At 71.7% G+C, this 25,501-nt stretch carries 28 protein-coding genes; 14 read left to right on the top strand and 14 right to left on the bottom strand.

Annotated features, from left to right (window positions below; translation table 11 throughout):
• Positions 1–5 precede the first annotated feature (5 nt).
• The 6 genes from ABLM29_RS08065 to cysC all read right to left on the bottom strand — a co-directional run bounded on the left by ABLM29_RS08065 (position 6) and on the right by cysC (position 6,846).
• Positions 6–695, bottom strand: coding sequence for a hypothetical protein (locus ABLM29_RS08065; RefSeq protein WP_349713566.1), 690 nt, complete (start codon positions 693–695; stop codon positions 6–8).
• A complete protein-coding gene (locus tag ABLM29_RS08060) occupies positions 688–2,802 on the bottom strand; it encodes a hypothetical protein (protein WP_349713565.1) in 2,115 nt (704 codons plus the stop codon). The genes ABLM29_RS08065 and ABLM29_RS08060 overlap by 8 nt, the downstream gene beginning before the upstream one ends.
• Positions 2,803–3,024: 222 nt before the next feature.
• Positions 3,025–3,414 (bottom strand): HNH endonuclease signature motif containing protein, encoded by a 390-nt coding sequence (locus ABLM29_RS08055; RefSeq protein WP_349713564.1) that lies wholly within the window; start codon positions 3,412–3,414, stop codon positions 3,025–3,027.
• Between the two features lie 630 nt (positions 3,415–4,044).
• Positions 4,045–5,031, bottom strand: coding sequence for a sulfite exporter TauE/SafE family protein (locus tag ABLM29_RS08050; protein WP_349713563.1), 987 nt, complete (start codon positions 5,029–5,031; stop codon positions 4,045–4,047).
• Positions 5,028–5,585 (bottom strand): arsenate reductase/protein-tyrosine-phosphatase family protein, encoded by a 558-nt coding sequence (locus ABLM29_RS08045; RefSeq protein ID WP_349713561.1) that lies wholly within the window; start codon positions 5,583–5,585, stop codon positions 5,028–5,030. The genes ABLM29_RS08050 and ABLM29_RS08045 overlap by 4 nt, the downstream gene beginning before the upstream one ends.
• The gene (gene cysC / locus ABLM29_RS08040; RefSeq protein ID WP_349713560.1) at positions 5,578–6,846 is read right to left on the bottom strand and encodes an adenylyl-sulfate kinase; all 1,269 of its coding nucleotides are present in this window, start codon (positions 6,844–6,846) and stop codon (positions 5,578–5,580) included. The genes ABLM29_RS08045 and cysC overlap by 8 nt, the downstream gene beginning before the upstream one ends.
• Positions 6,847–6,960: 114 nt before the next feature.
• Here cysC and ABLM29_RS08035 point away from each other — a divergent pair, with 114 nt between their 5' ends.
• The 3 genes from ABLM29_RS08035 to ABLM29_RS08025 all read left to right on the top strand — a co-directional run bounded on the left by ABLM29_RS08035 (position 6,961) and on the right by ABLM29_RS08025 (position 8,652).
• A complete protein-coding gene (locus ABLM29_RS08035) occupies positions 6,961–7,440 on the top strand; it encodes a helix-turn-helix domain-containing protein (protein ID WP_349713558.1) in 480 nt (159 codons plus the stop codon).
• Positions 7,441–7,445: 5 nt separating this feature from the next.
• The gene (locus ABLM29_RS08030; RefSeq protein ID WP_349713557.1) at positions 7,446–8,264 is read left to right on the top strand and encodes a hypothetical protein; all 819 of its coding nucleotides are present in this window, start codon (positions 7,446–7,448) and stop codon (positions 8,262–8,264) included.
• 91 nt (positions 8,265–8,355) lie between these two features.
• Positions 8,356–8,652, top strand: a complete 297-nt coding sequence (locus ABLM29_RS08025) for a DUF2516 family protein (RefSeq protein ID WP_349713555.1) — start codon at positions 8,356–8,358, stop codon at positions 8,650–8,652.
• A gap of 37 nt (positions 8,653–8,689) precedes the next feature.
• Here ABLM29_RS08025 and ABLM29_RS08020 read toward each other — a convergent pair whose 3' ends face one another.
• A complete protein-coding gene (locus tag ABLM29_RS08020) occupies positions 8,690–10,087 on the bottom strand; it encodes a sugar nucleotide-binding protein (RefSeq protein ID WP_349713554.1) in 1,398 nt (465 codons plus the stop codon).
• A 2-nt stretch (positions 10,088–10,089) separates the two neighbouring features.
• A complete protein-coding gene (gene rfbB / locus ABLM29_RS08015; protein ID WP_349713553.1) occupies positions 10,090–11,088 on the bottom strand; it encodes a dTDP-glucose 4,6-dehydratase in 999 nt (332 codons plus the stop codon).
• A gap of 86 nt (positions 11,089–11,174) precedes the next feature.
• Here rfbB and rfbA point away from each other — a divergent pair, with 86 nt between their 5' ends.
• Complete coding sequence (gene rfbA / locus ABLM29_RS08010) at positions 11,175–12,038, top strand: glucose-1-phosphate thymidylyltransferase RfbA (protein ID WP_349713552.1); 864 nt, start codon at positions 11,175–11,177, stop codon at positions 12,036–12,038.
• 16 nt (positions 12,039–12,054) lie between these two features.
• Here rfbA and ABLM29_RS08005 read toward each other — a convergent pair whose 3' ends face one another.
• Positions 12,055–13,518, bottom strand: a complete 1,464-nt coding sequence (locus tag ABLM29_RS08005; RefSeq protein ID WP_349713551.1) for a sugar transferase — start codon at positions 13,516–13,518, stop codon at positions 12,055–12,057.
• Between the two features lie 207 nt (positions 13,519–13,725).
• Between ABLM29_RS08005 and galE the strand changes: the two genes are divergently transcribed.
• Positions 13,726–14,730, top strand: coding sequence for a UDP-glucose 4-epimerase GalE (galE, locus tag ABLM29_RS08000; protein ID WP_349713550.1), 1,005 nt, complete (start codon positions 13,726–13,728; stop codon positions 14,728–14,730).
• A 13-nt stretch (positions 14,731–14,743) separates the two neighbouring features.
• The gene (locus ABLM29_RS07995; RefSeq protein WP_349713549.1) at positions 14,744–15,694 is read left to right on the top strand and encodes an N-acetylmuramoyl-L-alanine amidase family protein; all 951 of its coding nucleotides are present in this window, start codon (positions 14,744–14,746) and stop codon (positions 15,692–15,694) included.
• On the opposite strand, the gene ABLM29_RS07990 is transcribed toward ABLM29_RS07995, so the two are convergent.
• Positions 15,675–16,205 (bottom strand): signal peptidase I, encoded by a 531-nt coding sequence (locus tag ABLM29_RS07990; protein ID WP_349713547.1) that lies wholly within the window; start codon positions 16,203–16,205, stop codon positions 15,675–15,677. The two genes, ABLM29_RS07995 and ABLM29_RS07990, sit on opposite strands and share 20 nt — an antisense overlap.
• Positions 16,205–16,879, bottom strand: a complete 675-nt coding sequence (locus ABLM29_RS07985) for a hypothetical protein (RefSeq protein ID WP_349713545.1) — start codon at positions 16,877–16,879, stop codon at positions 16,205–16,207. The genes ABLM29_RS07990 and ABLM29_RS07985 overlap by 1 nt, the downstream gene beginning before the upstream one ends.
• Before the next feature lie 300 nt (positions 16,880–17,179).
• Between ABLM29_RS07985 and ABLM29_RS07980 the strand changes: the two genes are divergently transcribed.
• The 4 genes from ABLM29_RS07980 to ABLM29_RS07965 are packed head-to-tail and all read left to right on the top strand — an operon-like array spanning position 17,180 to position 20,384.
• On the top strand, positions 17,180–18,100 hold the full coding sequence (locus tag ABLM29_RS07980; protein WP_349713544.1) for a glucosyl-3-phosphoglycerate synthase: 921 nt from the start codon (positions 17,180–17,182) through the stop codon (positions 18,098–18,100).
• Positions 18,101–18,105: 5 nt separating this feature from the next.
• On the top strand, positions 18,106–18,963 hold the full coding sequence (gene folP / locus ABLM29_RS07975; protein ID WP_349713609.1) for a dihydropteroate synthase: 858 nt from the start codon (positions 18,106–18,108) through the stop codon (positions 18,961–18,963).
• Between the two features lie 14 nt (positions 18,964–18,977).
• On the top strand, positions 18,978–19,598 hold the full coding sequence (locus ABLM29_RS07970; protein ID WP_349713543.1) for a class III extradiol ring-cleavage dioxygenase family protein: 621 nt from the start codon (positions 18,978–18,980) through the stop codon (positions 19,596–19,598).
• A 45-nt stretch (positions 19,599–19,643) separates the two neighbouring features.
• The gene (locus ABLM29_RS07965; protein ID WP_349713542.1) at positions 19,644–20,384 is read left to right on the top strand and encodes a hypothetical protein; all 741 of its coding nucleotides are present in this window, start codon (positions 19,644–19,646) and stop codon (positions 20,382–20,384) included.
• A gap of 25 nt (positions 20,385–20,409) precedes the next feature.
• Here ABLM29_RS07965 and ABLM29_RS07960 read toward each other — a convergent pair whose 3' ends face one another.
• Complete coding sequence (locus ABLM29_RS07960) at positions 20,410–20,832, bottom strand: universal stress protein (protein WP_349713540.1); 423 nt, start codon at positions 20,830–20,832, stop codon at positions 20,410–20,412.
• Between the two features lie 106 nt (positions 20,833–20,938).
• Here ABLM29_RS07960 and ABLM29_RS07955 point away from each other — a divergent pair, with 106 nt between their 5' ends.
• The 4 genes from ABLM29_RS07955 (at position 20,939) to ABLM29_RS07940 (ending at position 22,738) form a co-directional block, all read left to right on the top strand.
• The gene (locus tag ABLM29_RS07955; protein ID WP_349713539.1) at positions 20,939–21,745 is read left to right on the top strand and encodes an enoyl-CoA hydratase-related protein; all 807 of its coding nucleotides are present in this window, start codon (positions 20,939–20,941) and stop codon (positions 21,743–21,745) included.
• 66 nt (positions 21,746–21,811) lie between these two features.
• The gene (locus tag ABLM29_RS07950) at positions 21,812–22,066 is read left to right on the top strand and encodes a type II toxin-antitoxin system Phd/YefM family antitoxin (RefSeq protein WP_349713538.1); all 255 of its coding nucleotides are present in this window, start codon (positions 21,812–21,814) and stop codon (positions 22,064–22,066) included.
• Complete coding sequence (locus ABLM29_RS07945) at positions 22,063–22,446, top strand: PIN domain-containing protein (RefSeq protein WP_349713537.1); 384 nt, start codon at positions 22,063–22,065, stop codon at positions 22,444–22,446. The genes ABLM29_RS07950 and ABLM29_RS07945 overlap by 4 nt, the downstream gene beginning before the upstream one ends.
• 37 nt (positions 22,447–22,483) lie before the next feature.
• Complete coding sequence (locus tag ABLM29_RS07940; RefSeq protein ID WP_349713535.1) at positions 22,484–22,738, top strand: GlsB/YeaQ/YmgE family stress response membrane protein; 255 nt, start codon at positions 22,484–22,486, stop codon at positions 22,736–22,738.
• Positions 22,739–22,845: 107 nt separating this feature from the next.
• Here ABLM29_RS07940 and ABLM29_RS07935 read toward each other — a convergent pair whose 3' ends face one another.
• Together ABLM29_RS07935 and ABLM29_RS07930 are read right to left on the bottom strand one after the other, a co-directional pair.
• Positions 22,846–23,865 carry a TIGR03617 family F420-dependent LLM class oxidoreductase gene (locus ABLM29_RS07935; RefSeq protein WP_349713534.1) on the bottom strand — a complete coding sequence of 340 codons (1,020 nt, stop codon included), beginning with the start codon at positions 23,863–23,865 and terminating at the stop codon, positions 22,846–22,848.
• A gap of 4 nt (positions 23,866–23,869) precedes the next feature.
• Entirely contained in the window at positions 23,870–25,495 is a 1,626-nt protein-coding gene (locus ABLM29_RS07930; RefSeq protein WP_349713532.1) for a fatty acyl-CoA synthetase, read from the bottom strand.
• Between the last annotated feature and the right edge of the window lie 6 nt (positions 25,496–25,501).

The raw sequence follows: 25,501 nt of genomic DNA, 5'->3' as shown, positions 1-25,501 counted from the left end.
CCCTGCTACACCTTGAACCTGACGAAGGCGCGGTGGGTGAAGTTGGCCACGCCGTGCACCCCGGGCTGGTGGGACGTGAAGAAGCGAATCGGCTCCTGTCCGCCGATCGCTGCCAGCCTGTCCTCGGCTGCCTCCAGTGAGTCCGGCAGGTCGAGCGCCGGGAGGAATCCGTCGGTCATCAGCGCGACCTCGGAGGCGTCGCGGACATCTACTCTCGCTACCTCGGGCTCGTTCTCGATGGCGCCGGTCCCCGCCTGGGCCGCGGCCGACCTCGCCACCTTGTTGGGGCGGATCCCTGGGATCTTCGGCAGTGGGAACTGTGGTTGGCCATTCTTCATGACCACAGCGCGGACGTTGGGTCCACTCAGGTACAGCTTACCCAGGCGACTGTCGTAGATCGCGAACGAGACGCAGAGGTCGTCCTGGGACGTCGGACAGCGGGTCAGCGGGGTGTCGGGGAAGCCCTCGCACGCGCGCAGGAAGGCGTCCAGGTCTCCGTCCTCCCCCTGGAGGCGGAGCCTCTCCATCACCATCCGCACGCCACACCAGCCGGCGTTGGGCTCACAGATGTTGCATGCGCATGCCCCCTGCCCATCGAACACGGCGACGTAGCGGCCGTTGGCGTAGACAGTGTCGACGTTGTAGTCGGCCGTGGTCCCGTCGTCGTCCGGATACCGCTCGATGACCTCAACCATGGGTGCCCACTCCGTCGAGCGTGAACATCTGTTTCCTCTCCTCCAGCAGCGTGCTGATCGCGTCTTCCCAGGCCGTCGAGTTTGCCGTGTCCATGTCGAAGCCGATCGGCCTCGGGATTCCTCCCCACAGGTCGCGGGACCAGTCGTCGAACGGTCGCTCACCCGACTCTGGGTCCACGAACAATGAGGCCGGTTCCCTGCACACGCGGGACAGCGCGCCGCTGGGGAGCGTGGGCCAGGCGCGTGCCCACCACGGAACTCCGTGCATGGCGTCCCGGAACGCCGCGGCCGTCGCCTCGGAGCCGAAGGTGTTCCGCGAGGCATAGAGCGCCGAGACGAGCGCTGCCTGGTCGAGCCAGTCGACGATGCGAAAGCTGGGCTGGTGTGGGTGCGGGTCGGCGCGGAAGTCGGACCTGATCGGTCGGCGTTCCGACCCCGCGTCAGCGGTCGATCGCGTCCAGTAGCCCTCGAGGAGGTTGCGTGCGAAGGTCGCCGCGCTCTCTCCCATCGGTACGAAGAGCAGCGAGTGCTGCTCGTAGAGGCCCCGCGTTGCCGATGCCCTGGAGCGACGCTTGAGAATCGTTTCCGGCTTCAGGTGTGTCACCCCGGTGAACATCACGGTCGCCACCAGCTCGCCCGTGGCCCGCTTGTAGGCGCCGGCGTCGTCGACGGTCGGCCGCGTCCTGTTGTTGGACAGGAAGACCGTCGAAGCGCCCATCTCGTAGTCATCGGGCTGTAGGCCCAGTTCCTCCTGCGTCTCCGCCTGCACACCGCGAACGAAGTCAACGGCGCCGAACGGGTCGCCGTGGCGAACCTCCGGCCCCACCGGGAGCTCCATCACGCCGCCCGCGGCCTGGGTGAGGCACCTCGCCGCATTCGACACCTTTCCGGATCGGACCATGAGCACGAGGTAGGTCGCGTCGGCTGTCTCCGAGACCAAGCCGAGCTTCCCGTTGAGGAGAACCGCCCGCTCGGCATCGAAAGGCTCGGTGGTGTCCGTCGCGCTGGAGTCGCTCTCGGCTCCGATCAGCGGCTTGCCCGCGCGGTCGCGAATGGGGCCGAAGGTAGGATAGAGGGAGTCGTGCCTGCTGGGGAGGAGCTTCTTGGACTCGGTGCGTGCCTCCCGGTAGCCGTGCTGCCGATCACCCGAGTACGGCTCGGTGCTGTAGTAGTCGCTCTCCTGGGTGTGAACCACGATGGACGCCCCGTCGAATCCAGGCCTTTGGCAGACCTCCACCCTGGAGAGGGTGGGCACGCGGCCGTTGTACTCCGACAGCGAGACGTGCGTCCGCAGCTGGTCGGTCCGGAAGTAGTCGAACGGTGTCGAGTACTTAGGCCGAATAGTTGGGCTCGTCGAGTTGGAGCACTTGGGGGCTCTTCCCGTCCACTGCGGGCGGTGCCACGTGACGACCGCATCAGCCATGCCGGCCTTGTGCTCGCTCATGTCGGCCACGACGATCGCGCCGGTGATGGCGGAGACGGCGGTGCCGAAGGTCGAGGTCTCGCTCTGGTCTTGGTAGGACACCGGCGTCAGGTCGGCGAACTGGTCGCAGTAGTCCAGCAACGACCGCAGCTTGGCATGTGACGTCGCCCAGGCGCCGTTCAACATGTAGCGCACGAGGATGCCCTCGTACTTGGGGTCCAGGGCCTCGGCGAGGAGCTCGCGCATCGTCCTGAACTCGGGGGTGAGGTACGCCGGACCCGGGTTCGGGTCCATGACGGCTTCGGCGAGGATGTCATCGACGGCGATGGCGCTCAGGTTGCCTTCGAATGGCGCGTTGGAGCGCAGGAACTCGCGGATCGCGCGAGCGACGCGCTGGTCCGTCGTGTGCCGCCGCCAGTGGCGCTGGTACCAGAACCACCCCATGCGGTCTCGGCACGCCCGTCGCCACGGTTGGAGGGAGTAGCTCCGATCCCTGAAGCGCAGAAACGCAACGATGATGATGGCGGCCAGAGTGACCGGCTCCACCAGGACGACCTTCTCCCACAGGAGGCGGCAGGCATCGAGAAGGCCGGCGGCGGCAGCCAGAAGAAGGTCGAGGCCTTCCCCGAGAGCGTCGCGGAGCAAGCCGAGGAACGCGTCGGCGGTGACGTAGTGCCTCCACATCACGTCTCCAGCGGGTGGCTGGGAGAGACGTGGTCCGGATTCGTCATCCCTGCCCCGTTCGGGAAGTGCGTGCCAACGGCGCGCGAGTACCGCGGAGTGTAGGGAAGCTCGTGCTGGCGGTCAGCGGAATGCTCCGCCGTGTCGCAAACGAGGTGCGGTGGTCCAGGCCGCCGGCGCGGCGCTGGGTCCCACCGGTCTCGGCTTGCGTGTCTGGCTATGTGGTCAGCCTGCTGGCCCGGCGGGGCAGTGATCAGCGATCGCGCGGGTGCCCTGCGGGTCGACGATCCATTGGCGATCGGAGGGGCTGGTCCAGAGGTAGGTGCCGGGGTCGAGGGCCTGGTAGCGCCAGCGGGTGTGGGTCTTGGTGCGGTGGTGCCGTCGGCACAGTGGGGTGAGGTTGCAGGGGCAGGTGGCTCCGCCCCGCTGCCACGGCGTGCGGTGGTCGAGGTCGCAGTGCTCGGCGGCGCGGGTGCAGTGGGGAAAGCGGCAGGTGGGGTCCCGCAGGACGACCTGGCGGCGGTGGCGGTCGGGGATCTCGTAGGCCTCGACCGGGGCGTGGTCGGCGAGGTCGAGGACGGGCCGGGCGAAGGAGTTGGGCCGCCTCGGCGACACCGCCCGGCTCGACGTACGACGCGCGAAGGCCGCCGGCGAGCTCGCCCGCGCCGACCTCACCCTCCCCCTCGCCCGCGTCGGCAACACCCGCACCCCGACTACCGCCGCCCAGGTCCAGCAGTGGTGCCAGGTCGCCAAGGTCACCGGAAGCGGCGGTGGTCGGCGGCGTCCTAGCGCCGCTGCTCGCGGCGTTGGGCTGGAGCGTCCAGGTGTGCTCGGCGATCCGCAGGGCCCGCCACAGCGGGACCTCGTTGCCCCGAACCCGAATGCGTGTTCGACTAGAATCAAGCCATGTCGGCGCTCCCCTCCACCTACGGCTACCCCGAGCCGCAGGTCGACGAGACGCTGACCCTGATCGCGGCCCGTACTCACGAGGCGACCTTCGTCGAGAACGACCGCGCGCGGCACCTGCTCGACTGGGCCGAGGCACACGTCATCGCCGGCCCCGACGACCACCAGCCGGCCGCGACCGCCCTCCTCGAGGGCATGGATACCGGCCTCCCGCTCGCCGGCCCGGGCGCACCGCTGATCTCCGAGCAGGCCGTCATCGAGCTCAGGGTCGTCTGGACAGGTTGGTGCAGGTCAGGGGTGGTTTCGAGGCTCGCTTCGCTCGCACCTCAACCACCGGCACTACTTCTGGCGCGCGTGCGGTTTCTCGATCTGGGCGACGGTCGGGGCGCCGAACATCGGCATCCCCTCGGTCTTGCGGATCAGGCCCCAGATCAGCGGGACCAGGATGATCATCGCGAGGCCGACGAGGCCGACGAGCTCGGGGTGGGTCTCGTCCTTGCCCAGCGGCGCCCAGCCGGCCTTGTCGAGCAGCGCGACGCCGGACATGGTCAGCACCACCACGATGCCGCGGCGGATGTAGGACTGCGGGACCAGCGGGGCGATGCGGCTGCCGATCAGGGTGCCGGGCACCGAGCCGAGGATCAGCGGGATCGCGATCGACCAGTCCAGGCCGTGGATGGCGATGTTGGCGATCGCGGCGGCCAGCACCAGCGGCACGGCCTGCACCAGGTCGGTGCCGACCAGCTTCACCGCGGACAGGCCGGGGTAGAGCATCAGCAGGGCGATCATGATCACCGAGCCCGAGCCGACGCTGGTGACGCCGACCAGCAGGCCGCCGAGCATGCCGACCAGCAGGGTCGGGATGGGGCGGATCGGCGGGTTCGGATCGCCGGCGTCGCCGCCCCGGTTCAGCTGCCGCAGGCCGATGTAGAGGCGCAGCGCGTACGTCGCCGCCGCGAACAGCAGCGCGAAGCCGATCGCCATCTTCAGGACGTGGTCCAGGTCCTCGGGTGAGTCGGTGAAGACCTTCACCAGGTAGGGCCCGAGGAACGCCATCGGCACCGACCCCGCGATCAGCCACGCGGCGAGCTTGAGGTTCGGCGAGCCGTGCTTGGCGTGCATGGCGGCGCCGCCGGTCTTGTAGACCGCGGCCGCCGTCAGGTCGGCCGTGACCACCGTCGCCGCCTCGCCGCCGCCGACGCCGAGGAAGATCAGCGCCGGCGTCATCAGGGCGCCGCCACCCATGCCGGTCAGGCCGACGACGATGCCGACGATGAAGCCGGCGGCGATGATCGCCAGGGCGGTGAGCGTGAGGAGGTCGTTCATCGGGTGACCTTTCCGGTCAGGCGGGGGAGTACCTCAGCCAGCAGGGCGTCGATCGCGTCGGCGGCCACGGCAGCGGCCGCCGGGCCGTGCCGGTAGGGATCGGCGATGTCGAGGGCGGGGTCGGCGGTCGCGCGGTGCTCGCCGACCGAGGGGAGCACCGCGGCGCCGTACAGGTCCGCGGGGGCGCGGCTCACGGACTGCGCGAACTGGCCGACCGTGAAGACCTTGCGGAACGCCGCGGGCGCCTCGTCCAGCACGCGGGTCCGGTGCGCGGCCTCCGCCGTCAGCACCAGGTCGGCCGCGCCCACGAGATCGGCGGTCAGCGGCCGGCTGCGGAAGCGCCGGATCGCGTTGGGCTCCGCGCCGCGCGCGTGCAGCTCGGCGGCCATCGTGTCCGAGACCGGCTCGTGGTCGTGGCCGCGGACGCCGGCGCTGGCGAACTCGATGCCCGAGCCCGCGGCGAGCTGGCGGGCGCGCAGCTCGAGGTACGGCGAGCGGCAGATGTTCGCCGTGCAGACGAAGAGGACGCGGAGCGGGGTGTCGGGCTCAACCACCGTGTGGCTCGCTTCCGCCGTGCCCGTGGGCGCGGCCGGCGGGCGCGAGGTCGTCGCCGGTGAGGTCCAGGTAGCCCGACTCCTGCAGCGCGACGAGCACGTCGTCGAGCGCCTCGTCGATGGTGCGGCCGGTGGTGTCGACGCGGACGTCGGCGTCGTCGGGCTCCTCGTAGGGGGAGGAGATGCCGGTGAACTCGGGGATCTCGCCGCGGCGCGCCTTGGCGTACAGGCCCTTGCGGTCGCGCCGCTCGCACTCCTCCAGCGGGGTGGCGACGTGGACCAGGAAGAAGGCACCGCCGGCGTCGGAGACGTACTGGCGCACCTGCTGCCGGGTCTCGTCGAACGGGGCGATCGGGCTGCACACCGCGACCCCGCCGTGGCGGGCGATCTCGGCGGCCACCCAGCCGATCCGGCGGATGTTGGTCTCCCGGTCGGCCTTGGAGAAGGTCAGGCCGGCCGACAGGTTGCGGCGCACGACGTCGCCGTCGAGGCTGGTCAGCGAGCGGCCGCCACGCTCCAGCAGGCGGTCCATCAGCGCCTGGGCGAGCGTGGACTTGCCGCTGCCGGACAGGCCGGTGAAGAAGAGGACGAGGCCCTGCTCGTCCTTCGGCGGGTGCTCGGCGGCGACGATCGGGGCCACCTCCGGCAGCACCGCGCCGCCCGGGGCGAGCTCGAGGACGCGGGACGAGCCGGCGTACGTCGCCACCACCTGGGCCCGCAGCGCCGCGTCGCCCTCGGCGTCGCCGTGGGCGGCCAGCGGTACGGCGACCACCTCGGCGTCCAGGTCGGCGGTGGCCACCAGCGTGGCCCGCAGCAGGCCGACCGCGCTCAGCGACGCGGTGCCGTGGCCGACGAGCGCCAGCACCAGCACGGGGCCGGCGGCGGCGAGCTGGTCGCGCTGGGTGTCGGTGAGGGGCTCGGTGACCACGACGAGGGGGCGGCCGGCGTACCGCTCCGAGGTCTGGGCGGGGGAGAGGTAGAGGCGGCGGAACGGGCCGTACTGCGCGTGGGTCAGCGGGGTCACCGCGAGGCCGTGGCCGTCGTCGACGACGGTCGCCAGCGGCAGGCCCTCGGGGTCGACGAGCTCCACCGTGCCGCCGTCGGCCAGCGCCTTCTCCAGGTCCTCGGGGAGCGCGAGGGTGACCGGGCTGCCCGGCCGGTTGAAGCCGGTCAGGGGCGCGAGGGCGCCGCTGGAGAGCAGCTCGAGGTCGTCCAGCTCGCGGGGCGCGGGGCAGTGCTGTGCCGTGGGGGAGGTCGTCACGGGGAGCATCTTGCCAAATAAAGTCAAGTCACTCGTCTTTGGCGACCATAGATGTGAACTGGATCACCGGTCTAGATGCTTGCTCTTGCAAGCATCTGCTAGCAGACTGGAATCATGGTGAAGGGAAAGGTCGGGCAGGCCGTCGGCTCCCTCGGCGAGTATCTCAAGGAGCAGCGGCTCGCGAGCCGACTCTCGTTGAGGCAGCTCTCCGAGCTCGCCGGCGTCTCCAACCCCTACCTCAGCCAGATCGAGCGCGGGCTGCGCAAGCCGTCCGCCGAGGTGCTCGGCCAGCTGGCGAAGGCGCTGCGGATCTCCGCGGGTCAGCTCTACGTCCGCGCCGGGATCATCAGCCTCGACGAGGCGCCGGCCGGTGCCGTCGAGGTCGCCATCCTCAGCGACGGCGGACTGACCGAGCGGCAGAAGCAGTCGCTGCTCGACGTCTACGCCTCGTTCCTCGCGCTCAACGCTGCTGAAACGCCCGCCGCAACGACCGACGCCGGGGGCAGCGACGCCCCCGCCCCGCCCGACGAGCTCGCCGACCGGATCTCCGACCTGGTCGCCACAGACCCCACCGAGAACCCAACAGAAGGGTGAAGACAATGCCGAAGCTGGATCTCCCGAAGTTCGAGCTGCCCAAGATCGACCTGCCCAAGGTCGACCTGCCGAAGATGGAGCTCCCCAAGGTCGACCTGCCGAAGGTGGACCTCGCGAGCCTCGAGGTGCCCGAGTACGCCGCCAAGCCGATCTACGCCTACGTCGGCGCCGCCGACCTGCTCGTCGAGAAGGTCGTCGCCTACGTGATGGGCGTGCAGGGCAAGGCCACCGCCAAGGTCGCCGACGTCCAGAAGTCCGCGAAGGGCTTCGAGGCGCCGACCGCGAAGGACCTCCAGGCCAAGGCCACCGCGTCGCTCGCCGACTCGCGCGCCAAGGCCGAGGCGAAGATCGCCGAGTTCCAGGCGGACGCCAAGGCCTTCCCGGCCAAGGTGCAGACCACCGCGAAGACCCGGTACGACGAGGGCGTGGCGACCGTCAAGGGCCGCTACGACGAGGGCGTCGCGACGGTCAAGACCGCCTACGACGAGAACGTCGCCACCGCCACCTCCACCTACGCCGACCTCGCCAAGCGCGGTGAGGCGATCGTGATCAAGCTCCGCGGCGGTGCCGCGGCGGCTGCGGAGGACGCGGTCGAGGCCGTCGAGGAGGCCGTCGAGACGGCCGAGAAGACCGTCGAGGACGCCGTCAAGAAGGTCGAGCCGACCCCGGCCCAGAAGGGCCAGGCCACCAAGACGCTGAAGAAGGCGCCGGCCAAGAAGGCCCCCGCCAAGAAGGCGCCCGCGAAGAAGGCCACCACCGCCAAGAAGGCGCCCGCGAAGAAGGCGCCGGCCAAGAAGGCGACCCCGCCGACCGACGAGTCCTGAGCGACTCGGACCGGCCGACGTACCGAAACTGCGGCCCCCGGACGGACGTCCGGGGGCCGCAGTGACTCTCCCCGGATAGGATCGACGCACCATGGATGGGTTCGTGCCGGCAATCGCCCCCGTAGAGGCGTGGATCAACCTCGGGATCTCCTTCGTCCTGCTGGTGGTGAAGATCTTCGCGTTCGCCAACTCGCTGATCTACTCGGCCGAGTCCTACGACGCCGCCGGCAAGCTCAACAAGACCACCTGGTGCCTGCTGCTCGGCTTCTCGGTGCTGCTGCACCTGCTGCCGATCCCGATCACCATCATCAACCTGGCCATGACCATCGTCGCGTTGGTCTACCTGGCCGACGTGCGGCCGGCGCTGGCCGGGTTGAAACGGCGCTAGGTTTCGAGGCTCGCTCCGCTCGCACCTCAACCAGCGGTCATTCGTCCGACAGGTAGGCCTTCAGCGCCTCGGTCGCGTCCGTCGGGACGAAGCCGGTCGCACGGATCCTGTCCAGCGACAGCACGCTGAAGCGCGGCCGCGGGGCGATCCCCGTCCTGCCCGCCTCGTACTCCTCGGTCGTCACCGGGGTCACGTCGGCGGCGTCCCGCCCGCTGAGCTCGAAGACCTCGGCTGCGACGTCCGCCCACGACTGGTGATCTCCGGCATTGGTCACGTTGTAGACGCCGTACGGAGCCTTCGCGGCGAGCAGGTGCCGGGTGGCCCGGGCCAGCTCCGTGGTGAACGTGAGGCGGCCGACCTGGTCGCACACCACGCTCGGCGAGACGCCATCGGCGGCGAGGCGCCGCATCGTGCGGACGAAGTTGTTGCCCTCGCCGATCACCCACGAGGTGCGCAGCACGTAGTGGCGGTCCGCGCCGGTCACGGCGAGGTCGCCGGCGGCCTTGGCCTGCCCGTAGACGCCGAGCGGCGCCATCGGGTCGTCCTCGGTGTGGCCGCCGGGCGTCTCGGTGCCGTCGAAGACGTAGTCGGTCGAGTAGTGCACGAGGGTGATGCCGTGCCGGTCGGCGATCCGCGCGAGCGCCGCCGGTACGCCGGCGTTGGCGGCCCAGCAGTCGCGGCGACCCTCCGGGGTCTCCGCGCGGTCGACCGCGGTGTAGGCCGCGGCGTTGAGGATGACGTCGTACCCGTGCCAGGGCCATTTCGCCAGCGCGTCCGGATCCGTCAGGTCCAGGTGCGCGTGGTCGATCACCTCGGCGTCGGGGAAGACGCGGGAGAGCTCGCGGCCGAGCTGGCCGTGGCCGCCGAGCACGAGCGTGCGTCGCGGCGGCACCGGCTCGACCTCGGCGAGGCGTGGGTTGGTGCGGTCCTTCTCCGACACCTCCACCCCGGCGGAGTCCAGCGGGATCGGCCAGGCGATCGCGGCCGTCTCGTCGGCGAGGTGGACCGCCGTGTAGGGCAGGCCGGGGCGCCAGTGGTCGTTGACGAGGTAGGAGTAGAGCGTCCCGTCCTCGAGGGCCTGGTAGGCGTTGCCGACCCCGCGCGGCACGAACACCGCGGTCTCCGGGCCGAGCTCGACGCTGAACGTCGCGCCGAAGGTCGCCCCCTCGCGCAGGTCGACCCACGCCGCGAACACGCGCCCCGTGGCCACCGAGACGAACTTGTCCCACGGCTCGGCGTGGATGCCGCGCGTCGCGCCGCGGCGCGCGTTGAACGACATGTTGTTCTGCACCGGGCCGAAGTCCGGCAGCCCAAGGGCGACCATCTTCTCCCGCTGCCAGTTCTCCTTGAACCAGCCCCGGTCGTCACGGTGGACCGGGAGCGTGACGACGAGCAGGCCCGGGATCGGCGTCGGCTCCACGGACAGGCCCGTCATCGTCACTGTCCCTTGGCGGCGTAGGCGGACTCGACGGCCTCCTTGGCGGGACGCCACCAGGTCTCGTGGTCCCGGTACCACTCCACGGTCCGCGCCATCCCCGCCTCGAAGTCGTCGAACATCGGCTCCCAGCCGAGCTCCTTGCGCAGCTTGGTGGAGTCGATGGCGTAGCGCAGGTCGTGGCCCGGGCGGTCGGTGACGTGCTCGAAGTCGTCCTCGGCGCGCCCCAGCACCCGCAGGATCAGCCGGACGACCTCGAGGTTTGACCTCTCGCCGTCGGCGCCGATGAGGTAGGTCTCGCCGATGCGTCCCGCCTCGAGGATGCGCAGCACGGCGGAGCTGTGGTCCTCGGTGTGGATCCAGTCCCGGACGTTCGCGCCGGCGCCGTACAGCTTCGGCCGGCCGCCGGCCAGCACGTTGGTGATCTGGCGCGGGATGAACTTCTCGATGTGCTGCCAGGGGCCGTAGTTGTTCGAGCAGTTGGAGATGGTGGCGCGGACGCCGAAGCTGCGGACCCAGGCGCGGACCAGGTGGTCCGAGCCCGCCTTGGACGCCGAGTACGGGCTGCTCGGCCGGTAGGCGGTCTCCTCGGTGAAGCGCTCGGGGTCGTCGAGCTCGAGGTCGCCGTACACCTCGTCGGTGGAGACGTGGTGTAGCCGGCAGCCCGTGCGGCGCACGGCCTCCAGGAGGGTGAAGGTGCCGACCAGGTTGGTGCGGATGAACGGCGACGGGTCCGACAGCGAGTTGTCGTTGTGGGACTCGGCCGCATAGTGGACGACGGTGTCGTGCGCGGCGACCAGCGGATCGACCGTCGCGGCGTCGGCGACGTCGCCGACGACCACCGTGACCCGGTCCTCGGGCAGGCCCGCGAGCGCGTCCCGGCTGGCCGCGTAGGTCATCTTGTCCAGCACCGTGAGCCGCGCGTCGGTGTGGCTGACCGCGTGGTGGACGAAGTTCGAGCCGATGAAGCCGGCTCCGCCGGTGACCAGGATGCGCTGCACGTCGTTCACGGTATCCGCGCGAAGTCGCCGCTGCGGATGCAACAGTGGTCGCCCTCTTGCGTTTTCCCCGGAAGTGAGGAAACCCGATGCGCGGGATCATTCTCGCCGGCGGCACCGGAAGCCGACTGCACCCGATCACCCACGCGATCAGCAAGCAGCTGATGCCGATCTACGACAAGCCGATGATCTACTACCCGCTGTCGACGCTGATGCTGGCGGGCATCCGGGACGTCCTGGTGATCACCACCCCGCACGAGGCCGACCAGTTCCGCCGGCTGCTCGGGGACGGCTCGCAGTTCGGGATCTCGATCACCTACGCGGTGCAGCCCTCGCCCGACGGGCTCGCCCAGGCGTTCCTGATCGGCGAGGCGCACCTCGCCGGGGGGCCGGCCGGGCTCGTGCTCGGCGACAACATCTTCTACGGCGCGGGCCTGGGCACCCAGCTGGCCCGGTTCCACCACCTCGACGGCGCCGCCGTGTTCGGCTACCGGGTCGCCGACCCGACGGCGTACGGCGTCGTCGAGTTCGACGACGACGGCCGGGCGCTCTCGCTGGAGGAGAAGCCCGAGAAGCCGCGCAGCCCCTACGCCGTCCCGGGCCTCTACTTCTACGGCGGCGACGTCACCGAGCGCGCGAAGGCGCTCGAGCCCTCGGCCCGTGGCGAGCTCGAGATCACCGACCTCAACCGGACGTACCTGGAGGAGGGTCGCCTGCAGGTGGAGATCCTGCCCCGCGGCACGGCCTGGCTCGACACGGGGACGTTCGACGACCTCAACGACGCCGGCAACTTCGTCCGCGCGCTGGAGAAGCGGCAGGGGATGAAGGTGGGCGCGCCGGAGGAGGTCGCCTGGCGGATGGGCTTCATCGACGATGAGCGACTAGCGGAGATCGCCCAGGGGCTCGCCAAGAGCGGGTACGGGCGGTACCTGCTCGACCTGCTGGACGAGTGACGACCGGGCGTCGCCGTCAGTAGGCGCCGGAGGAGCCGAAGACAGCGCCGACGGTGCGGAAGAGGATCCCGAGGTCCTTCATCATCGACCAGTTGTCGACGTAGAAGATGTCGAGGCGCTGGGCCTCGGCGATGCTGAGGTCGTTGCGGCCCGAGACCTGCCACAGGCCGGTCATGCCAGGGCGGACCAGGAGGCGGCGCTCCATGCCGTCCTCGTACAGGTCGACCTCGGCCTGCACCTGGGGGCGGGGGCCGACCAGGCTCATGTCGCCCTTGAGCACGTTGAACAGCTGGGGCAGCTCGTCGACGGAGTAGCGGCGCAGCCACTTGCCGGGTCGGGTGATCCGGGGGTCGTCCTTCATCTTGAAGAACATCGCGCTCTGGCCGGTCTGCTCCTGCAGGTCGGCGATCATCGCGTCGGCGTCGACCACCATCGTGCGGAACTTGTAGCAGCCGAACGACTCGCCGTCCCGGCCGATGCGGTTGTGGCTGAACAGGATCGGGCCCCGGTCCGCGAGCCAGATCCGGGCCGCCACGAAGAGGAACATCGGCGCGAGCGCCAGGATCAGCGCCAGCGAGCCGACGATGTCGAAGCTGCGCTTGCCCCACCTCGACGCGTCGGCCCAGGTGGGGTGGCTGACGTGGATCAGCGGCAGCCCGTCGATCGGGTGCACCGAGACCCGCTCCTGGGCGATGTCGGTGAGGCTGGGGGCGACGACGACGCCGACGCCCTCGCCCTCGAGCTCCCAGATCAGCTCGCGCAGTTCGCGGCCCGTGGTGCAGCCGCCCGTCACGAAGATCAGGTCCGCCTCGGCCGCGAGGGCTAGGTCGGCGACGTCGCCGGCGTCGCCGAGGACCGGTACGCCGCCCGGTGTCTCCGGGCTGCGGTCGGCCGCGTCCTCGGGGACCGCGGCGCCGACCACGGAGTAGCCCAGCCAGGGGCGGTCGCGGAGCACGGCGCCGATCTCGTCGACCTGCTGCGGGCTGCCGCACATCACCACCCGCACCTGCAGGTGGTGGCGCCGGCGGGCCGAGTGCAGGCCCTGGCGCAGCGCCGCCCGGCCCAGCAGCAGCGCCGGGATGCCGATCGCGAACGCCAGCAGGAAGTAGCCGCGCGACAGCGGGAACTTGAGCAGGTAACAGGTGATCCCCGCTGCCGCGGCGGTGATGAACGAGGCGCGGAGGACCCGCTTGTACTCGTCGGAACCGCTTCCGAACACGATCCGGTCGTAGCCGTCCGCCAGGCCGATCATCGCGATCCAGCCGACCGCGATGAACACCGCGGCGACGCCCAGCTCGGACTGGCTCGTGTAGGGGTTCGGAAAGATCTCCAACCGTTCCCGGAAGAGATCCGCGAGCCCCGCGGCCGACGCGATCACCAGCACGTCGGTGACCAGCGCCGCGGCCGGCATGAAGCGCACCGGACGCAGGTGGTGGTGGGCGCGCGTCCCCATGCGCGCGCGCTCGGACAACACAGTCACGGCAGATTCCCCCAGAATCCTGTCGGACGACACTGATCCCGCATGGAACGACGGCACTGGCGTGCGGCGGGATACGGACGGGAGTGTGTTGACCGGGGTCGTCCGCGCGCGCTTTATACGATTCAGGGTTCATCACTATTGGTCACGGCAACTAACAAGTGGTCCAGGCCGGTGGGGCGGGGTGGTGGCGGGTTAGGGTCCGGGGTCATGAAGGTTCTCGTGACCGGCGGCGCCGGCTACCTCGGCTCGATCACCTGCAAGGCGCTGGAGGAGGCCGGGCACACCCCGGTCGTGCTCGACTCCCTGCTCGTCGGCCCCCGCCAGTACGTCGGCGACCGGATCTTCTACGAGGGCGACATCGCCGACCGGAACCTGGTCCGCAAGGTCGCGGCCGAGCACCCCGACATCGAGGCCACCATCCACATGGCGGCGCGGATCGTCGTACCGGAGTCGGTGGAGCTGCCGTACGAGTACTACCGCGACAACGTCGCCAAGTCGCTCGAGCTCTTCGACGAGCTGGTCGCGCTCGGCAAGCCGCGGATCCTCTTCTCCTCCACCGCGTCGCTCTACGCGCTCAAGGACGACTTCGAGGTCCGCGAGGACGACGGGCTCTCCACCAGCTCCCCGTACGCGCGCACCAAGCGGATGATGGAGCAGGTGCTGGAGGACATGGCACTGGCCACCGACCTGCGCGCCGTGATCCTGCGCTACTTCAACCCGATCGGGGCCGACCCGGACCTGGAGACCGGCTACCACCTCAAGGACGCCACCCACGTGGTCCCGCTGATGGCGCAGACCGCGCTCGGCCAGCGCGACGTCTTCACCATCACCGGCACCGACCTGCCGACCCGCGACGGCACCGGCATCCGCGACTACATCCACGCCTGGGACCTGGCCAAGGCCCACGTGCGGGCGATCGAGAAGTTCGACTCGGTGCTGGAGGCGGTCGGCACGCCGTCGACGGTGATCAACATCGGCGGCGGCGACGGCGTCACCGTCCGCGAGCTGCTCGCCGCGGTCGAGCGGGTCGTCGGCCGCCCGGTGCCGGTCCGCGAGGCGCCCTCGCGTCCCGGCGACGCCGTCGGCGCCTTCGCCAACGCCGACAAGGCCTACGAGCTGCTCGGCTGGAAGACCGAGCTCTCCCTCGACGACGCGATCGCCTCGGCCCTGGCCTGGGGCGAGAAGCGGAAGTCGATCCTCGGCTACGACTGATCCCGGCTGATCCGTGTTCGGCCGCGTCGAGGGGGTCGTGCTGGCCGCGATGCTGCTGGTCGCGGCGGTGGTCGGCGGCGCCATGTGGTGGGTCTCCGGGCCGGGGGCGCCGACGCCCGAGGTGGCCGAGTCGGCACTAACTGACGCGCCCGACGGCTTGGCCGGACTGTCAGTTTCTGCCGACTCGGCGTCGGGTGACCGGGCCCGCGCCCGCACGCCCTCGCCGGAGCGGCGGGCGGCGCTGGAGCCCGCGCCGTCGCCGACGGTGTCCCCGTCGGAGCCGGCGCTGCCGCTGGCGGGCCGCGTCGTCGTACTGGATCCCGGCCACCAGCTCGGGAACTCCCGCTTCCCCGCCGAGGTCAACGCGACCGTGGACGCCGGGGGGTTCACCAAGGCGTGCAACACGACCGGTACGGCGACGGCGGGCGGCTACCCGGAGGCGACCTTCACCTGGGAGGTCGCCGTCGAGCTGCGGGCGCTGCTGGAGTCGGCCGGCGCGCAGGTCGTGATGACGCGCTCGTCGAACAGCGCCGACCGGTGGGGCCCGTGCATCGACGAGCGGGGGCGGATCGGGAACCCCGGGGGGCCGGGGCCGGCCGCAGACCTGGAGCTCAGCCTCCACGGCGACGGCAACCTGGCCGCCGGGGCGCACGGCTTCCACGTGATCGCCCCCGAGTCGCGTGCGGGGTGGACCGACGACATCGCGGCGCCGTCGCTGGCCTTGGCGCAGTCCTTGCGCGACGGGCTGGTGGGGGTCGGGGTGGCCGTGTCGACCTACCTGGGCGTGGACGGGATCGACGTGCGGGGCGACCTGGGCACGCTCAACCTCGCCGACAAGCCGACCGTGATGGTCGAGCTCGGCAACATGCGCGACCCGGGCGACGCGGCGCTGATGACGTCCGCGTCGGGCCGGCGGACGTATGCGGAGGGGCTGCTGGCGGGGGTCACCGCCTGGCTGGGGTAGCCGGCTCGCCGAAGAAGAGGCTCCACGCCAGCGCGACGAGCAGGCAGCCGCCGATCAGCGACGCGGCGCCGGTCGGCTGGGAGAGGTAGACGAGCACGTAGCCGCCGCGGGGGACCGACGCGATCACCTCGCCGACGACCTCGCCGGGGGCGACGGTGCCGGCGTCCGGCCGGCGGTTGGCGTCGCCCTTCATGGTGAGCGCGCCGCTGCGGTCGACGTCGACGACGCGGTGGGTGACGACGGCGTCGGGCCCCTGGGCGCGCGCGACGGTGACGACGTCGCCGCGCTCGAACGGCCCGGTCGGCGGCGCGTCGACGAGCAGGGTGCCGCTGGGCAGGCCCGGGCTCATGGAGCCGGTGCGGACGGCGTACAGGCGGTAGCCCTCGTGGTGGGCGCACGCGCCGACCGCGAGCGCGCCGAGCAGCGCCGCCGCCATCGCCCCCAGCAGGGCCCGCGCGATCCAGTGGGCCCCGTGGGGGCGGGAGGCCCGAGCCTCCCGCCCGTCACGCATCAGGCGTAGTCGCCCGCGGCGTCCGGGGCGACACCCGGCTGGGTGGCGACCAGCTGGTAGCCGATGCCCTGCGGGCCGCCGTAGATCGGCGCGCCCTGGTCGCCGTTCCCGGTCTTGGAGGCGGACTTGTAGGAGAAGTTGAAGTCACCCCACTGGCCGGGCGAGAGGCCGTCGGCGACCTTGATCCACTCCACCAGCGGGTTGCAGACGTGGGCGTTGCCGCTGACGTCCTGGACCAGCGAGGCCGGCGCCGTGCAGTGGCCGGGCGTGAAGTCGTCGTTGAGGTTGTCGGAGGCGAAGACGGTGGTGCCGCCGTTGCCCTTGATGACGATCTCGACGTAGCGGCCGCCGTCGTTGACCTTGCGGGTGTCGGTGCTGGCGAGGCCGTCGCCGAGGTCGTCCGGGTCGAAGTGGATCCAGACGTCCTGGGCGTTGTCCCCGGTGTTGGAGTACTGGATCGTCGCGTCCCTGGTCTCGCCGGGGAGGATGTCCTGGAAGACCGGGTTGAGGTCGCCCTGTCCCTCGATCTGGATCGACCCCATCGTGCCGGAGATGGTGGCGTCGGCGGTGCTGTCCTGGAAGTACGCACCGGTGCCCTCGACCGCGGCGCCGATGAGGGCCGCGGTGAGCCCCAGGGTCCCGATGAACCCGATGACCTTCGTGTGCTTGCGCATGCTGCTCGACTCACTTCCTTGTGGCGTGCTGACTGGGCCGCCCGGCGGGCGCCGTGCGGCCGCGCGACAGCCGTCGTGGCAGGCACGTACGCGGAGGGACAGCGCCGCGTTCGATACCGCCGGAGCACCCGCCAGGGCCCGATCCCCGCCTTGGCTTGTGACGACGGTCACACACCATGCATGCAAGTGAAGGTCGGGACGAAAGTCCCGGGTTTCGGGTTTCTTTACCTTTCCCCAGCGGTCGTCGCCGCGACAACTACCCAGATCTCGGTAGGTGGGGCGCGCCGGTAGGGTCGCGGCATGTCCGTCGTCCGCACAGCCCACTGGGACGACTGGACCATCGAGGAGCTGCGCGCGGCCAAGGGCGAGCGGCGGGTCAGCCTCGTCGTACCCGCCCGCAACGAGGCCGCCACCGTCGGGTCCGTGGTCGGGCGCGTCCGCGAGGCGCTGATGGAGACCGTCGACCTGCTCGACGAGATCGTGGTCATCGACAGCGACTCCACCGACGCCACGTACTCGGTCGCCGAGGCGGCCGGCGCGCGCGTGCACCGCGCCGCCGAGATCCGCCCCGACCTCGGCGCCCGCCCCGGCAAGGGCGAGGCGATGTGGAAGTCGCTCTTCGTCACCACCGGCGAGCTGATCGTCTTCATGGACGCCGACCTCGTCGACTGGGACACCCACTTCGTGCCCGGCCTGCTCGGCCCGCTGCTCGAGCCCGACTCGCCCGTCGCCCTGGTCAAGGGCTTCTACGAGCGCCCCGGGCTGGACGGGCCGCTGGAGGGCGGCCGGGTCACCGAGCTCGTCGCCCGCCCCCTCATCGCGCTGCTCTTCCCCGAGCTCGCCGGGCTCGTCCAGCCGCTGGCCGGGGAGTGGGCCGTGCGGCGGTCGGTCCTCGCCCGGCTGGCGGTCCCGACCGGGTACGCCGTGGAGCTGGCCGCGCTCGTCGACACCGTCGCGCTGCTCGGCCCCGAGGCGCTGGCGCAGGTGGACCTCGGCGTACGCGCCCACCAGCACCAGGCGCTGCGCGACCTCGGCGGCATGGCCACCCAGATCCTGGCGGCGGCGCTGCGGCGCGCGGGGGTCGGGGCGGGTGTCGGCGCAGGGGCCGGTGCGGGGGCGGCGGACGTGCTGCTGCGACAGTTCGTGGCCGACGGCGGCCCGCACCCGGTCGACCGGGCCGTCGCGATCGACGAGCGACCACCCGCGGAGGAGTACCTGTGAGCGAGATGCGGTTCGGCCGCCACCGGTTCGGGGACGACGCCAGCCTGATGATGGCGATCGTCAACCGGACCCCCGACTCCTTCTTCGACCAGGGCGCCACCTGGGCCGAGGACGCGGCCTTCGCCCGCGTGGCCGAGGTGGTCGCCCAGGGCGCCGAGATCGTCGACATCGGCGGCATCAAGGCCGCGCCCGGCGTCGAGATCGGCCCGGCCGAGGAGAAGGCCCGGGTCGTCGACTTCGTCGCCCGCGTCCGCGAGCACTTCCCGGAGGTCGTCATCTCCGTCGACACCTGGCGGGCCGAGGTCGGCGCCGCGGTCTGCGAGGCCGGGGCCGACCTGCTCAACGACGCCTGGGGCGGCGCCGACCCCGAGCTCGTCGACGTCGCGGCGTCGTACGACGTCGGGATCGTGTGCACCCACACCGGCGGCGCCACGCCCCGGACCCGGCCCTACCGGGTCGAGTACGACGACGTGATGGCCTCGGTGCTGCGCGACACCGTCGGCTACGCCGAGCGGGCGCTGGCCGCCGGGGTGGCGCGCGAGTCGATCCTGATCGACCCCGCCCACGACTTCGGCAAGAACACCTTCCACTCCCTGGAGGTCACCCGCCGGCTGGGGGAGATGGTGGAGACCGGGTGGCCGGTGCTGGTCTCGCTCTCCAACAAGGACTTCGTCGGGGAGTCGCTGGGCCTGCCGGTCGGGCAGCGGCTGACCGGCACGCTCGCCGCGACGTCGGTCTGCGCGCTCGCCGGAGCGCGGGTCTACCGGGTGCACCAGGTGGTGGAGACCCGGGAGACCGTCGACATGGTCGCCTCCATCGCCGGGCGGCGGGCGCCGCTGCGGGCGATCCGGGGGATCCAGTGAGCGCGGGTTCTGCCGTGGGGTTGCCGGTGGGTGTGCCGGTGGCGCTGGTGCCGGGGGTGCTGGCGCTGCTGCCGGAGTACGCCTCGATCGAGGACCCGGTGGCCGAGCTGCGCGCCGCCGCGCTGTCGGCGGTCGGCGGGCTGGGGCCGCGGGTGCTGGTGGTGGCCTCCGAGGCGACCGGCGGCTCCGGCCGGCGGGTCGGCGAGGCGCTGGTGGCGGCGGTCGGGGCGGCTGTCGTGGCAGGGGCCGGGGCGGGGTCGTGTGCCCCAGACCCCGCTATGCCGGGGTCTCAGGCACACGACCCGGCCCAGGGCGCGACGGGCGTGCTGGTGATCGGCAACGGCTCGGCCACGCGCACCGAGAAGGCGCCCGGCCACCTCGACGAGCGCGCCGAGTCGTTCGACGACGCCGTCCGGGCCGCGCTGGCGTCGCTCGACTTCACGGGCGTCGACGCCTCGCTCGCGGCCGAGCTGTGGGCCGACGTGGAGGCGATGCGGGTGCTGCCCGAGGTTGTGTCGGGCCCCGGTGAGATCTGTTATCGGGACGCCCCGTTCGGCGTGGCCTACTGTGTGGCCCGCTGGGCAGCGGGCGACGGCGCCGACCGGTCGCTGACCGAGCGCCCGGCCGACGGGTAGCGCCGGCCCGACAGGGACGGGCGGGCGCGGGGAGAGGAGGGCCGGATGGGCCTGATGGCACTCGGCGCGTTCCTCACCGTCGTCGGCGCCTGCGACCTGCTGCGCGCCGACCGCGACGCCGTCTCCCGGCGGCGGCTGGCCGCGATCCTGGCCGCCGGCGCCGCGCTGCTGGTCGTCTTCGTGGCCTGGGCCGCGGAGTCCGTGCTGGCCGCGGTCGTGCTCTTTGCCGGCCTGTACGCCGGCTTCGCGCTGTGGGTCGTCGCCTCCTCGGCCGCGCTGACCGTCGGCCGGGCGCACACGCGCCGGTGGCGGACCGCGGCGTTCTCCGGGCTCGCGCTGGGCGTGGTCGCCTCGCTGCTGCTCGCCGACGCCGTGCAGGACTGGGTGGACTGGCCGGAGGGGATGCGCGCGACGGTCTTCTACCACTGGCCGACGTCCGACGTCACCGCCTCCGCCGGGGCCGTGCTGCTCCAGCTGGCCACCGGCAACCTGATCGTGCGGCTGGTGCTCGACGCGGTCGGCGTGCCGGCGGTGACGAACGAGAAGAAGCTCCGCGGCGGGCGGCTGCTCGGCCCGATGGAGCGGATCTTCATCGTCGGCCTCGGCCACATCGGCGAGGTCACCGCCGCCGCGATCGTGGTCGCCGCCAAGGGCCTGCTCCGCTTCCCCGAGCTCCAGGCCGGGGCGAAGGAGGGGCCGAGCGACGTGACCGAGTACTTCCTGATCGGCAGCTTCGCCAGCTGGCTGATCGGCATGGCCGGCGTGGCGCTGATCTACCTCGCCTGACCGGCCCCCTTCCCCGTGGGTGGGGTCAGGCCGTGTTGACGATGTAGACGTCGCAGTTCGCGTGGTGCGCGACCCCCGCCGGGACGCTGCCCAGCACGCGCGCCATCCCCTGCATCCGCCGGTTGCCGACCACGATCAGCGAGGCGTCCAGCCGCTCGGCCTCCTGCAGCAGCGCGTCCGCCGGCCGGGCCTGGACCACCGCGCTGGTCACCGACGGGACCACCTCGGCCAGCCGCTCCGCCGTACGCTCGGCGATGTAGGCGCTCTCGTCGGCGACGGAGCTCTCGAGCACCCGCTCGCCGACGTCCACCTCCGATGGTTGGTCGCGCACGTAGGCGCAGACCACGTGCACCGCGGCGCCCGTCGCGACCGCCAGCCTCGCCGCCGTGTCCGCCGCTCGATCCGCGCGCGCGTTGCCGTCGACGCCGACCACGATGATGTCCGCCATGACCCGTTCCTCCTGGGACGGGCGGGCCTCGGTGCCCGCCGGGGACCACGGTATTCATCGTGAACCGGGGCGCAAGGCCCCCGGCTCGCGCCGTACCCTCTGGCGGGTGAGTGCCGACACCCCCTCCGATGCCCCTGCCGAGGACCTGCTGATCCACCGCGACCGGATCGGGCCGGGGGTGCTGGAGGTGACGTTCAACCGGCCGAAGCGCCGCAACGCCTTCACCACCGCGATGTACCAGCAGATGCGCGACCTGTGGGGCGCGGTCGCCGCCGACCGCTCGGTGCGGGTGGTGGTGCTGCGCGGCGCGGGCGGCCAGGCGTTCGCCGCCGGCAACGAGATCTCCGACTTCCTCGAGGCCGACGCGGTCGACTACGAGAACTGGATCCGCGAGATGTTCGACCGGCTCTGGTCCCTGCCGCAGGTGACCATCGCCGCGGTCGACGGCGTCTGCGTCGGCGGCGGGCTCGCGGTCGCGACCCACTGCGACCTGCGGGTGGCGACGGTGGGGTCGCGGTTCGGGTATCCGATCGCGCGGACCCTCGGCAACGCCCTCTCCGGCACCGTCCTCTACCGGTGCCAGGCGATCTTCGGGGAGTCGCTGACCCGGGAGATGCTGCTCGCCTCCCGGCTGGTCTCCGCCGACCGGGCGTACGCCGCCGGCGCGCTGCTCGCGGAGGTGCCGGACGTCGAGGCGCTCGAGGCCGAGGTCGCCGCGCTCGCCCACGGGATCCTGCAGGCCTCGCCGGTGACGATCGAGACCACCAAGCGCCAGCTGCAGTCCCGGGCGCGGGAGCTGGAGGGGTCGATGCCGGGCGAGGAGGACCTGCTGCGCGAGGTCTACGGCGGCCCCGACTTCGCCGAGGGCGTGCGGGCGTTCCTGGCGAAGGAGAAGCCGGCGTTCGGCGGCTGATCCCCCCAGTTCTGGAGGGCGTACGTACGCCTTGAGGGTGTCGGACGTACGCCGTACCGTTGAGGCATGTCCGAGGCCGTCACCCCGTCGCAGCTGCGCGCCGACATCTATCGGCTGATCGACCGCGTCCTGGAGACCGGCGAGCCGCTCGAGATCGAGCGGAAGGGGCGGCGCCTGCGGCTGGTGCCGGACGTGCCGAAGGGCAAGCTGTCGAGGCTCACGCCCCAGCCGGGTCTGATCATCGGTGACCCCGACGACCTCGTGGAGATGGACTGGTCGGATGTCATCGGGTGGGACCCGGACCGAGCGCTCAATCCGTGATCCATCTCGACACCCACGTCGCACTCTGGCTCTGGGACGCCGACCTCGGTCGGCTGCCGCGTTCGCTGCAGCAGCGGCTCGACGACGAGGAGGAGCTCGCGGTATCGCCGATGGTGCGCCTCGAGCTCGCCTACCTGAACGAGATCGGGCGCATCGGGCAGGGTGCCGATCAGGTGTTGGGCGGCCTCCTCGGGCGGATCGGTGTTGCGGAGGACCCGACCCCATTCGTCGAGGTGACTGCGGTCGCTCAATCGTTCGCGTGGACCCGGGACGTGTTCGACCGCGTCATCGCCGCCCAGGCGGTCGCGGCGGGAGCGCTGCTCGCCACCCGTGATCGGCGGATCCGGGCGGCCCTGCCGGAGCACACGCTCTGGGACTGAGCGCCGGCGGCGAGGCGGACCCCACTAGGGTCGAGCCATGCTGATCCTCGCCATCATCCTGCTGGGCATGGTCGCCGGCGGCCTCGCCCAGCTGGTCCTCGGCCGTTCCTGGAGCAACATCGACTGGACCACCGCGATCGTGGCGGGCCTGATCGGGTCGTTCGTCGGCGGCCTGCTGCTCAGCCTGCTGTTCGGCCACGGGCTGGACCTCCACCCGACCGGGCTGATCGGGTCGTTCCTCGGTGCGATCGTGGTGACGTTCGTGTGGGGGCTGTTCCGCAAGGCTGACTGAGCTGCCTGCTGGCTGCCGTTCGTGCGTCGTCACAACCCGATTGGCCCCAGAATCGCGTGAAAAGGGGCCAATTTGGATGTGACGACGCCCAACCGGCCGGCCACGGGTCAGCCGCTGCCGACCCGGGCGAGTGCCGCCGACAGCGCCGCCACCTGCTCGGCCGGCGGCTCGTACCCGGGGAAGTAGCAGCAGACCCGCTCGGCCACGTCCCCGAAGCGCCGGCCGATCTCGGCCGCGCACTCCTCGGGCGTCCCGACGACCCCGATCGTGGCCACCATCTCGTCGCTGACCAGCGCGAACATCGACGCGAGGTCGCCGGCCTTGGAGAGCCGGTTGAGCTCGGGCTGCACCTCGGCCCAGCCCTCCACCTCCAGCACGGGCCGGTACGCCGGGGTGGAGGCGTAGAACGCGATCAGCCCGCGCACCCCCGCGACCGCCGCGGAGCGCTCCGCCTCGGTGCGGTACATCGCCGTGATGGCGGCCGGCAGGATCGCGCACTCCGACGCCGACCGCCCCGACAGCTCCAGCCCCGAGCGGTAGGCCGGCAGCGTCCGCTCCCGGAAGTGGCGGGCGGAGTGGAACGGCATCACGAGCAGCCCGTCGGCGACCTCGGCCGCCGTCCTGGTCATCAGCGGGCCCAGCGCGCCGAGCAGCACCGGCGGCGGGCCGTAGGGGTTGGGGCCCGGCACGAACGTCGGCGGCATCAGCGTGTGGGTGGTGTGCTCGCCGCGGAACTCCAGCCGCTCGCCGGTCTCCCACGACGACAGGATCGCCTTGGTCGCGCCGACGATCTCGCGCATCCGTGCCGCCGGCGAGGACCACCGCGCGCCGTACCGCTTCTCGATGTGGACCTTGATCTGCGAGCCCAGCCCCAGCCGGAACCTGCCCTTCGACATCAGCTGCAGGTCCCAGGCGGCGTGCGCCAGGTGCATCGGGCTGCGCGGCATCGCGATCGCCACGTTGGTCATCAGGTCCGCGTCGACCACGCCCGCCACCGCGGCGAGCGGCAGGAAGACGTCGTGCGGGCCCTCGAAGGTGAAGAGCCCGGCGGCGCCCGCCTCCGTCAGCTCCCGCGCGCGGCGCCGCGCCTCGTCGGGGCGGGCGGCGAGCTGGAGGTCGAGAAGCACCGCCTCAGTCCCCGGCCGCCAGGTCCGCGTGGGCGTCGCGCAGCTGCCGCTTGAGGATCTTGCCGCTCGGGTTCTTCGGCAGCGCCTCGGCGATGACGACGTACTTGGGTGCCTTGTAGTGCGCCAGCACCTCCCGGGCGTGCGCGAGCACGTCGGACGACGTCAGCGACGCGCCCTCCTTCGGCACCACCACGGCGGCCACCGCCTCCACCCACCGCGGGTGGCTGACCCCGAAGACCGCGACCTCCGCGACGCCGGGATGCGTGTAGATCGCCTCCTCGACCTCGCGGCTGGCCACGTTCTCGCCGCCGGTCTTGATCATGTCCTTCTTGCGGTCCACCACGTAGAGGTGGCCGGTGTCGTCGACGTAGCCGAGGTCGCCGGAGTGGAACCAGCCGTTGCGGAACGCCTCCGCGGTCTTCGCCTCGTCGCGGTAGTAGCCCAGCGTCGCGTGGGGGCTGCGGTGCACGATCTCGCCCACCGTCCCCGTCGGCACCGGCTCGTCGCGGTCGTCGACGATCCGGGTCTCCACGTTGATCGAGGCGCGGCCCGCGGAGCCGGCGTACTCGACCTGCTCGTCGGGCCCGAGGATCGTGGCCAGCGGCGCCATCTCGGTCTGCCCGTAGAAGTTCCAGAACCGCACGTCGGGCAGGCGCTCCTGCAGCTCGTGCAGCACCTCCACCGGCATCGGCGACGCGCCGTAGTAGCCCTTGCGCAGGCTCGACAGGTCGGTGGTGTCGAGGTCGGGGTGGCGCAGCAGGCCGATCCACACCGTCGGCGGCGCGAAGTACTTCGTCACGCCGTGCTCCGCGATCGCCCGCAGCACGGTCGCCGGGTCGGGGCCGGGCAGGATGATGCTGGTCGCGCCCACGTAGACGTCGACGCCGAGGAAGCAGTCCAGCTGCGCGCAGTGGTAGAGCGGCAGTGTGTGCAGCTCGACGTCGTCGGCGGCCATCTCGCCGTCGATGACGCACGAGACGTACTGCCACATCAGCGCCCGGCTGCTCAGCAGCGCGCCCTTCGGCCGCGACTCCGTGCCCGAGGTGAACATCATCCGGACGGGGTCGTCGTCCGCCATCGGTACGTCGACGGGCCCGCCGTCCCGCGTCAGGTCGTGCTCGAGCCACCCGGTGAGGTCGTCCCAGCCCTCCGAGGTCGGGTTCTCCGCGCCGGGGAACGTGATCACCCGCCGCGCGTGGACCCGCCCGTGGTGCTCGGCCGCCGCGAGCGCCGCCTCGGCGGTCGGCACCAGCCCGTCCTCGACGACGAAGCCGGACGCGCCGGAGTGGTCGAGGATGAACGCGATCTCGTGGGCGCCGAGCATGAAGTTGATCGGCACCAGCACCACGCCGGCCCGGGCCGCGGCGAAGTCCAGCACCGCGAACTGCCAGCAGTTGTGGCTCAGCAGGGCCAGCCGGTCGCCCTTGCCCAGCCCGGCCGCGGCGATCGCGGCGGCGGTGCGCTCGACGTACTCCTCCAGCTCGGCGAACGTGAGGCGCTGGTCGCCGTCGACGACGGCGAGCTTGTCCGGCACCCGCTGGGCCGTGCGGCGGGGGATGTCGCCGAGGGCGTGCTGGCGGGCGGTGCTGACGGGGCTGACGGTGCTGGCGGTGACGGCGGCGTCGGTCATGCCCGC

Origin of the sequence: Nocardioides sp. YIM 152588 (assembly GCF_040191335.1) — a bacterium.
In the GTDB taxonomy this organism is placed as follows: domain Bacteria; phylum Actinomycetota; class Actinomycetes; order Propionibacteriales; family Nocardioidaceae; genus Nocardioides.
This window is presented reverse-complemented; position numbering and strand designations above follow the sequence as displayed.